7 protein-coding genes are annotated in these 8,871 nt (G+C 73.4%); 6 read left to right on the forward strand and 1 reads right to left on the reverse strand.

Annotated features, from left to right (window positions below):
• Positions 1-20 precede the first annotated feature (20 nt).
• The gene (locus ACZ5ON_RS25755; RefSeq protein WP_465597218.1) at positions 21-1,424 is read left to right on the forward strand and encodes an FAD-binding oxidoreductase; all 1,404 of its coding nucleotides are present in this window, start codon (positions 21-23) and stop codon (positions 1,422-1,424) included.
• Between the two features lie 32 nt (positions 1,425-1,456).
• Positions 1,457-2,467, forward strand: coding sequence for a methyltransferase (locus ACZ5ON_RS25760; protein WP_465597221.1), 1,011 nt, complete (start codon positions 1,457-1,459; stop codon positions 2,465-2,467).
• A gap of 15 nt (positions 2,468-2,482) precedes the next feature.
• Here the strand turns inward: ACZ5ON_RS25760 and ACZ5ON_RS25765 are convergent, their stop codons facing one another.
• Positions 2,483-2,827, reverse strand: coding sequence for a hypothetical protein (locus ACZ5ON_RS25765; RefSeq protein WP_465597224.1), 345 nt, complete (start codon positions 2,825-2,827; stop codon positions 2,483-2,485).
• A gap of 222 nt (positions 2,828-3,049) precedes the next feature.
• Here ACZ5ON_RS25765 and ACZ5ON_RS25770 point away from each other — a divergent pair, with 222 nt between their 5' ends.
• From ACZ5ON_RS25770 to ACZ5ON_RS25785, 4 genes are all read left to right on the forward strand, one after another.
• On the forward strand, positions 3,050-4,150 hold the full coding sequence (locus tag ACZ5ON_RS25770; RefSeq protein ID WP_465597227.1) for a phenazine antibiotic biosynthesis protein: 1,101 nt from the start codon (positions 3,050-3,052) through the stop codon (positions 4,148-4,150).
• Complete coding sequence (locus ACZ5ON_RS25775) at positions 4,150-5,556, forward strand: aldehyde dehydrogenase family protein (RefSeq protein ID WP_465597230.1); 1,407 nt, start codon at positions 4,150-4,152, stop codon at positions 5,554-5,556. The genes ACZ5ON_RS25770 and ACZ5ON_RS25775 overlap by 1 nt, the downstream gene beginning before the upstream one ends.
• Before the next feature lie 267 nt (positions 5,557-5,823).
• Entirely contained in the window at positions 5,824-6,273 is a 450-nt protein-coding gene (locus ACZ5ON_RS25780) for a phosphopantetheine-binding protein (RefSeq protein WP_465597233.1), read from the forward strand.
• Positions 6,266-8,871 (forward strand): type I polyketide synthase (locus ACZ5ON_RS25785; RefSeq protein WP_465597235.1); only part of this gene is annotated, 2,606 nt, incomplete at its 3' end. The genes ACZ5ON_RS25780 and ACZ5ON_RS25785, both read left to right, overlap by 8 nt.

An 8,871-nucleotide genomic window follows, 5' to 3' on the forward strand; every position in this document is an offset into this window, starting at 1 on the left:
GGACCGAAGGGAACACCCACATGAACGACGTGTCCGCGACCGACCCGGACGCCGCTCTCGCCCGACTCCGCGCCGGGGTGCGCGGCAAGGTGCTCGTCCCGGGTGACGACGGCTTCGACGCCGGCTGTGCGGGTTTCCAGACCGCCTACCGGCACCGGCCGGTCGTCCTGGTGCGTGCCGCCGGGGCCGAGGACGTGGTGGCGGCCGTGGCCCACGCCGCCGCCCGCGAGCTGCCGGTGGCCGTCCAGGCGACCGGGCACGGACTGTCCGTCCCCGCCGACGGTGGTCTGCTGATCGACACCGCCGCTCTCGCCGGGGTCACGGTGGACGCGCGAGCCAGGACCGCGCGGATCGAGGCCGGCGTCCGCTTCGCGGCGGTCGTCGACGCCGGCGCCCGCTACGGCCTCGCCCCGCTGAACGGCTCGGCGCCGGACGTCGGCGCGGTCGGCTACCTCCTCGGCGGCGGACTCGGCCTGCTGGCCCGGCAGTTCGGGTACGCGGCGGACCACGTCCGGGCGGTCGAGCTGGTCACCGCTGACGGCGCGGCGCGCCGGGTGACCGCCGACAGCGACCCCGAGCTGTTCTGGGCGCTGCGCGGCGCCGGCGCCAACTTCGGTGTGGTGACGGCGATCGAGGTCGACCTGGTGCCGGTCACCCGGATCTACGGCGGCGAGCTGGTCTTCGACCTGGCCGGTACCCCCGGCCTGCTGGCCGAGTACCTGCGCTGGACCGAGACGCTCCCGGAGGAGCTGACCTCCTCGGTGTCGCTGATCGGCTACCCCGATCTGCCGGTCCTGCCGGAGCGGCTGCGCGGGCGCCACCTCGGCCATGTCCGGGTCGCCTACACCGGCGACTCGCGCACCGGCGAGGAACTGGTCGCCCCGCTGCGCGCGCTGGGCCCCCGGCTGACCGATACGGTCGCCGAGATGCCGTACACGGAATGCGGCGCCATCTACAACGACCCGCCGCAGCCGCACGCCTACGTCGGCGACAACGTGCTGCTGCGCGAGTTCGGTGCGGCCCAGGCCGATGCGGTGACCAAGCTTGCCGCCCCGGGTACCGCGGTGCCCTGCGTGGTCGACGTGCGCCACCTCGGCGGTGCCCTCGGCCGCGCCCCCGAGGTGGCGAACGCGGTCGGCCACCGGGACGCCCGCTACCTGCTGCGGGTGCTGACCCCGGTGGGGCTGGCGGAGCCGAACGAGGTCCGGGCCGCCCACCGAGCGCTGCTCGACACGGCCGACTCCGTTGTCGGCCGCTGCCAGAACCTGGTGTACGGCCGGTACGCGGACGGCGCCCCCGAGCGGCCCGCCGACGACTTCTGGGAGCCGGCCGACCACCGTCGGCTGACCGACCTGAAGAGCCGGCTCGACCCGGCCAATCTGTTCCGCTTCAACCGCAACCTCGCTCCTGCGCAGCACAACTGACGGTCCATCGGCGAGAGGATCCGGGTTCGTCCATGACCACCGACCCGTCGGCCGCCCGCGCGGCCGTGGACCTGCTGACCGGCGCTTGGCGCGCCCAGGCGGTCCATGTCGCCACCCGGCTCGGCCTGCCCGATCTGATCGCTGCGGGGCGGACCACCGGCGCCGCCCTCGCCGAGGCGACGGGCTCGGACACCGACGCCCTGCACCGGCTCCTGCGGCTGCTGGTCACCCTGGGCGTCCTGGAGGGCGGGGAGCCGGACGGCTACCGCAACAGCGCCGTCGGCGACCTGCTGCGGGACCGCCCGGGCTCGCTGCGCGACCTGTCCCTGCTCTACGGCGAGGAGTTCTACCGCGCCTGGAGCGGTGCGGAGCATGCGCTGCGCACCGGTCGGCCCGCCTTCGAGCAGGAGTACGGGCAGTCGCTGATCGCCTACCTGGGTGGGAACCAGGAGGCGGCCGGCCGGTTCCAGCGGGCCATGCAGGGCAGCAACTTCTTCTTCGAGCGGGTGCCCGAGGTCTTCGACTTCGCCGGGCGCCGGCTGGTGGTGGACATCGGCGGCGGCAGCGGGCAGTTGCTGTCCACCGTCCTGGCCGCCGCGCCGGATGCGCGCGGTGTACTGGTCGACCTCCCGCACGTGCTGCCGATCGCCCGCGCCCACCTGGCGGCCACGGTCGGGGAGGATCGGGTCAGGCTGCTCGGCCAGGACATGTTCGAGGGCCCGCTGCCGGAGGGGGCCGACGCCTACCTGCTCTCCCGGGTGCTGGGGGACTGGGACGAGCCGGCCTGCCTGCGGCTGCTGGCCGAGGTCCGGGCCGCGATGCGTGCGGACAGTCGGCTGCTGGTGCTCGAGCGGGTGGTCCGGGAGGACGGCACCGGCCCGCTCGCCGCGCTCTGGGACCTGCACCTGCTGGTGGTCAATGGTGGCCGGCAGCGCACCCTGGACGAGTACCACGCGCTGTTCGGCCGGTCCGGGCTGGCCATCGAGCGGATCGAGGAACTCCCCATGGAGAACTCCGTGCTGGTGGTGGCCCCCGAGCGGTGACCCGGGGGCCCGCGCCTACGGGACCAGCGACTGCAGGGCCAGGCCGAGCCCGCTCAGCGAGGTCAGCGAGTGGAGCCCCTCCACCGTCGCCTCGACGTCGAACCACTCCCGGAAGGCGAGCGGGTACCCGATCAACTCGCCTGCGCTGCGCGGCATCTTGGCGGCTGCGGCGGCCTCCTCGGATTCCCAGAGGAACACCGCCCCCCAGCGGTTCGACGCCGGGTCGGACACCCAGATCTTGAGGAGCAGGCCCGGTATGTCCGACCAGGCCTGCTCCGCCTCCTCACGGAGGAATTCGCGCAGGGTCTCCGCGCTCTGCTGTGACTCGGTGAGATCCCACCAAGCGATCATTGCCTTCATCGCACCAGTGTATGAATGGCGCTTGGCTGTTCAAACGTCATCTGGGCCACAGTTCAGGCACGTTGACCGCGATTGAGTAGTGACCACTCAGGCGGGTGCGCCGCCCCGAGTGATCGAATGCGAAACGACGACACCCATCCGAACCCCATCGAACAGAGCCCGAGGGGCAGGGCCGGGCCGGCTGACCAGCCGGCCCGGCCGGCCGCCGACCAAGGAGGACCAGTGGCCCGCGCAGACCTGTCAATCCTGGATCTGCACCATGACGCGAACCCGGACCCCGACGAGCTCGTCCGGGCCGCGATCGAGTGGCACTTCAGCCCGGAGACCGGCTCCCCGTTCTGGCTCGAGCGGGCGAAGACGCTGGAGTTCGACCCGCTGGCGGACGTCAAGGGCTACGCCGACCTGACCCTGTTCCCCAACGTCGCCAACGAGCTGCGCGACGTGCCCGCACATGACCTCATCCCGCGCGGCTACGGCGAACACCCCGACCTCGTCGGCATCTTCGAGAGCGGCGGCACCACCGGTGCGCCCAAGCGCGTGGTCTGCCCGACCGACTGGATGGAGAAGCTGGTCGGCTGGAGCAACGCCAACCTCGACGTGCACGGCTTCCCGCGTGGCGTGGACTGGCTCGGCATCACCCCGTCCGGCCCGCACATCGTCGGTGAGATCTTCCGTCGCTCGGCCACCACGCACGGTCGCCACGGCTTCCAGATCGACCTCGACCCGCGCTGGGTCAAGCGGCTGATCGCCGACGGCAAGGGATCGCAGGCCGACGCCTACGCGGAGCACGTCATCGACCAGGCGACGCACATCCTGCGCACCCAGCCGATCGGCGTCATGACGGTGACCCCACCGCTGCTGGAGCGGATCGCCCAGCGCGAGGAGCTGGTGGAGCTGGTCAACGAGAAGGTGCGGGCGATCCGTTGGGGCGGCACCCAGATGGACGCCGACACCGCGGCGCTGTACCGCACCGAGATCTTCCCCGAGGCCACGCTGTACGGCCACTACGGCAGCACGATGATCCTCGGCATCGCCGGTGAGCGGCACGGCACCCCGATCGGCGAGCCGTGCGTCTTCGACACCTTCTCCCCGTACATCACCTTCCAGGTGGTGGATCCGCAGACCGGCGCCCCGGTCGCGTACGGGCAGCGCGGACAGGTCGTCATGCACCACGTCTCCAAGGCGCTGCTGCTGCCCAACAACCTGGAGCGCGACACCGCCATCCGGGTCGCCGCGCCCGAGGGCCGGGTCGGTGACTCGGCGGCCGGCATCGCCCCGGTCAAGACGTTCGACAACGAGACGGTCATCGAAGGGGTCTACTGATGGCAACGGCCACCGAGGAACCGCTGACGGTCGAGGCACGGGCCGAATCGCCCGTGCTGGACGCGCTGGGACCCTCCGGTCCCTACCGCACCCACAACCGCCAGGAGATCACCGACGTCACCGGTGCGGTGATGGCCGAGCTCAGCCTGGCGCCCGCGCTGTTCGTCAACCGCGCGGTGAAGGCGCTGCGCGCCGCCACGCCGCTGCCGGTCGCCGAGCGGGCCGCCGCGCTGGCCCGCGCCGCCGAACTGTTCCGCACCGCCACGCTCGGCGGCCTGACGCCGCAGGAGTACGAGGCCGCAGTCAGCCGGGTCTCCGGGCTGCCGATCGCCGTGGTGCGCACCGCCACTCAGACCTGTGCCGAGCGGGTGGGACAGTCCTACCGAAGCGTCCAACTGGCCGGCCCGAGCGGCGCGGTGTCCGACTGGCGGGACCCGCTGGCGCGCACCGGCCAGGCGGTGTGGGCCCGCCGCGGCGAGGTGCTCGCCGTGCACGTGCCCGGCAACCACCCGGGCACGCACGGCTTCTGGCCCGAGGCGCTGGCGCTCGGCTACCGGGTGGCGGTCCGCCCGGCCGCCCGGGAACCGTTCACCGCGCACCGGCTGGTGCTGGCGCTGCGCGAGGCCGGGTTCGGCAACGACCACGTGATGCTGCTGCCCTGCGGGCACGACGCGGCCGACGCCATCGTGCAGGGCGCCGACCTGGCCTACGGCGGCGACGAGGTCATCCGCCAGTACGCCGACGACCCGGGGGTGCTCTCGCTGCAGCCGGGCCGCTCGAAGATCCTGGTGACCGCCGACGCCGACTGGCGCGATCACCTGGACGTGATCGTCGACTCGATCACCCGGCACGCCGGCAGCGGCTGCGTCAACGCCACCGGCATCCTGGTCGAGGGTGACCCGGCGCCGCTGGCCGGGGCCATCGCCGAACGCCTGGCCGCGCTGCCGAGCCTGCCGCCGCACGACGAGCGGGCCTGTCTGCCGGTGCAGTCGGCCAAGTCGGCCCGGGCGTTGGAGAAGTACGTACTCGAACGCGCCCAGGGCACCCGGGCCTGGCTCGGCGGGACCGGCTTCGTCGACGAACTCGGCGACGGCAGCGCCGTCCTGCGGCCGACCGTCCACCAGGTGGACGCCCCGGACGCGCCGCAGGTGGGGGCCGAACTGCCCTTCCCGTGCGTGTGGGTGGCGCCCTGGAGCCGGGCGGACGGGATAGCGCCGCTGCGTGACACCCTGGTGCTGGCCGTGCTCACCGAGGACGAGGAACTCGTCGACGCGCTGGTGGCGGAGCCGACGATCAGCAACCTGCACGTGGGTCCGCGCGCCACCCACTGGCACCGGCCGGGGCTGCCGCACGACGGCTACCTGGGCGAGTTCCTGATGCGCAGCAAGACGGTCGTCCGGGTCTGACGGCCCCGGGTCGCCGAGTCCGGCCGCGTTTCCAGCACCTTTTCGGCTCCTTTGACGGCGGCCGGGCATTTCGTGCCCGGCCGCCGCCGCATTTCGTGCCAGGAACTCATCGCTCATCGGCGGACCCGGGTCCGCGCCGCACTGTCGCGCCCGTCGGCATAAACGGTCTTTCTTCCTGCTAGCCGAGCTTGTTATTGGACAACCCCTCCGTCGGCAACGGATGATCACAAGGAAAGCGGAATACCGCAGTTCCAGGGGAGGAGCGCAGTGGATCACGCAGCTGAGCCGAATCCGACGGAGGGGGAATCCGCCGTCGGGCCGACGGCCGGATGGCGGTCCCCGGGTTCGGAGACGGCCGAGGTCGTCGCCGGGATCTGGCGTGAGGTGCTGGAGATCCCCGAGGTCGAGACCGAGGACAACTTCTTTGACATCGGCGGCCACTCGATCATGCTGCACATGGTCCGGGACCGGGTCTCCCAGCGGCTCGGCAAGGACGTCGAACTGGTCGACCTGTTCAACCACCCGACCGTCAACTCGCTTGCGCGATTCCTAGATTCAGGATCCGGTGCGGACCGGTCCGACAACCGCCGGTCGGCCGGCCGGCGGACCCGCAGCAACACCCGGCTCGGCAACCGCCGGGCGCAGCTCGGCACCCGTGACGGGTCCGCCGCGGACGGCCTGCCCGGCCTGCCCGGCGATGGGGGCTTCGGTGGCTGAGATCGAGTACTCCGTCGACGAGGACGAGTTCATCGCCGTCGTCGGAATGGCCGGCCGCTTTCCCGGCGCCGCGGACGTCGACGAATTCTGGCGCAATCTCGCCGACGGCCTGGACACCATCGACCGCGAGCCAGCCCGGATCATTCCCGGTGGCGCCGCGGACGGAGGCGACCAGGAGTACGTGCCGGCCCGGGGCCGGCTGGACGCCGCAGAATGGTTCGATGCCGAATACTTCGGCTATTCCGCCCGTGAGGCGTTCCTGATCGACCCGCAGCACCGGGTCTTCCTGGAAACCGCGGTGGCCGCGCTGGAAAACGCCGGACAGGATCCGGACCGTTTCCCGGGCGCCATCGGCGTCTACGGCGGCTCCACCGAGACCCAGTACGCGCAGGCCCTGCGCGCCCAGCGGGACCGGTTGCCGGGCCTGACCGAGGACGAGATCCTGCTCGGCACCGCGCCGGACTTCCTGACCGCCCGCACCGCCGAACGGCTCGGACTGCGCGGCCCCGCCGTCGCGGTCCAGGCCGCCTGCGCCACCGCCCTGGTGGCCGTCCACACGGCCGGCCGCGCCCTGCTGGCCGGCGACTGCGACCTGGCACTGGCCGGCGGCGTCGCCGTGCACGTCCCGCCGAAGAAGATCGCCTGGACCGGCGGCGACGGCACCCTGGCGCCGGACGGCACCTGCCGCGCCTTCGACGCCCGGGGCGCGGGCACCGTGGCGAGCAACGGCGTGGGTGTGGTCGTGCTCAAGCGGTTCTCCGACGCGCTGGCCGACGGTGACCACATCCGGGCGGTGCTGCGCGGTTCCGCCGTGACCAATGACGGCGCGCACCGGATCGGCTTCGGCGCGCCCAGCGTCGAGGGCCAGGCGGCGGCCGTGCGGGGCGCGCAGGTCGCGGCCGGCACTGACGCCCGCACCATCACCTACATCGAGGCGCACGGCACCGCGACCCCGCTCGGCGACCCGATCGAGATGGCCGCGCTGACCACGGCGTTCCGGGCCGACACCGAGGACACCGGCTTCTGCGCGATCGGGTCGGTGAAGACCAACATCGGGCACGCGGACGCGGCCGCGGGCGCCGCTGGGCTGATCAAGACCCTGCTGGCGCTCGAACACGGCCAGATCCCGCCGAGCCTTCACTTCGCCGAGCCGAACCCGCAGATCGACTTCACGTCCAGCCCGTTCCGGGTGGCCACCGAGCTGACCGCCTGGGAGCCCTGCGGGCCCACCCGGCGGGCCGGGGTGAGCTCCTTCGCCGTCGGCGGGGTCAACGCCCACCTGGTGCTGGAGGAGGCCCCGGCCCGGGCGGCCGAGGAGTCGGACCGCACCGCGCAGCTGCTGGTGTTCTCCGCCCGCACCGCCTCGGCGCTGCAGGCCGGCATCGACCGGCTCGCGGCGCACCTGGTCGAGTCCCCCGGGCTGCCGGTGGCGGACGTCGCCTGGACCCTGCAGCAGGGGCGGCGCGAGCACGAGTACCGCGCGTTCGCGGTGGCCGGCGAGGACGGCCTCCGGGAGCTTGCGCCGGTGGTCGCGGCCGGCCCGGCCCGCCGCCGCCCGGTCGTCCTGCTCTTCCCCGGACAGCCCGGCCCGGCCGAGGCCTGGCGACTGCACGCCGGTGAGCCCGCCCTGCGGCGGGCGTTCACCGCCTGCCTGGACGCCGTCGACCCCGAACTCGCCGCCCTGGTGCGGAAGGTGGCGCGCGGCGGGGCGTGGCCGGCCGACCCGGCGGTGCGCGACGTTTACGTGTTCGCTCTGGAGTACTCGCTCGCCGCGCTCTGGCACCGCTGGGGCGTCCGACCGGCGGAGGTGTCCGGTACCGGGGTCGGTGCCCTGGTCGCCGCCACCGTGGCGGGGGCGTTCGAGCCGGCCGACGCGCTGCGCCTGGTGGTCGCGAACGCCCGCGCCGGGCAGTTCGACGAAGTGCCGGAGGTCACCGCGCGCCCGTTGACGGTGCCGGCCGTGCTCGGCGGCGAGGGCCGCCGGTACGACGCCGGAGCCGTGGTGAGCGCCGAGCGGTGGGCCCGCGAGGCGCGCGAGGCGGACCGGTACGGTGCGACGGCCCACCTGCTCGCCGACCACGAGCGGATCCTGCTACAGGTCGGCTTCGGCTCGGCGCTGGTCGACGCGGCCCGCGAACACGAGTCCTTCACCCCGGCGCACACCGCGCTGGCGGCCTTCCCGGAGCGCGAACTGAACGGCGCCGACGCGCTGGAGACGCTCTACGCGGCGCTCGGCCGGCTCTGGGCCGAGGGCACCACGGTCGACTGGGCGGGGGTGCACGACGGCGAGCGCCGGGCCAAGCTGCCGCTGCCCGGCTACGCCTTCGAGCGCTTGCCCTACCTGGTGCGGCACCCGGCCGACGGGACCACGGAGACGGCCTGGACGCCCGGCGCGCCGGCGTCGCCCGCGAGCGGGTCGCCGGATCCCTTCGCCGAAGTCGGTGCGGACACCGGGGCCGGGCAGCCGGCCGAGGTCGAGCCGGCCCCGACCGGCGTCGGGCCGGCCGAGGGGACCCCGCTCGCCTTCGTCCTGCGCCTGTTCGGGCAGGCCCTCGGTCTGGATGACATCGAGCCCGATGAGAGCTTCTTCGACCTGGG

It is taken from the genome of Kitasatospora sp. NPDC032150 (assembly GCF_055579945.1).

Bases quoted from the DNA above. Each gene is read 5' to 3' on its own strand.
- ACZ5ON_RS25755 (WP_465597218.1), top strand. From the start codon at position 21: ATGAACGACGTGTCCGCGACCGACCCGGACGCCGCTCTCGCCCGACTC.
- ACZ5ON_RS25760 (WP_465597221.1), top strand. From the start codon at position 1,457: ATGACCACCGACCCGTCGGCCGCCCGCGCGGCCGTGGACCTGCTGACC.
- ACZ5ON_RS25765 (WP_465597224.1), bottom strand. From the start codon at position 2,827: ATGAAGGCAATGATCGCTTGGTGGGATCTCACCGAGTCACAGCAGAGC.
- ACZ5ON_RS25775 (WP_465597230.1), top strand. From the start codon at position 4,150: ATGGCAACGGCCACCGAGGAACCGCTGACGGTCGAGGCACGGGCCGAA.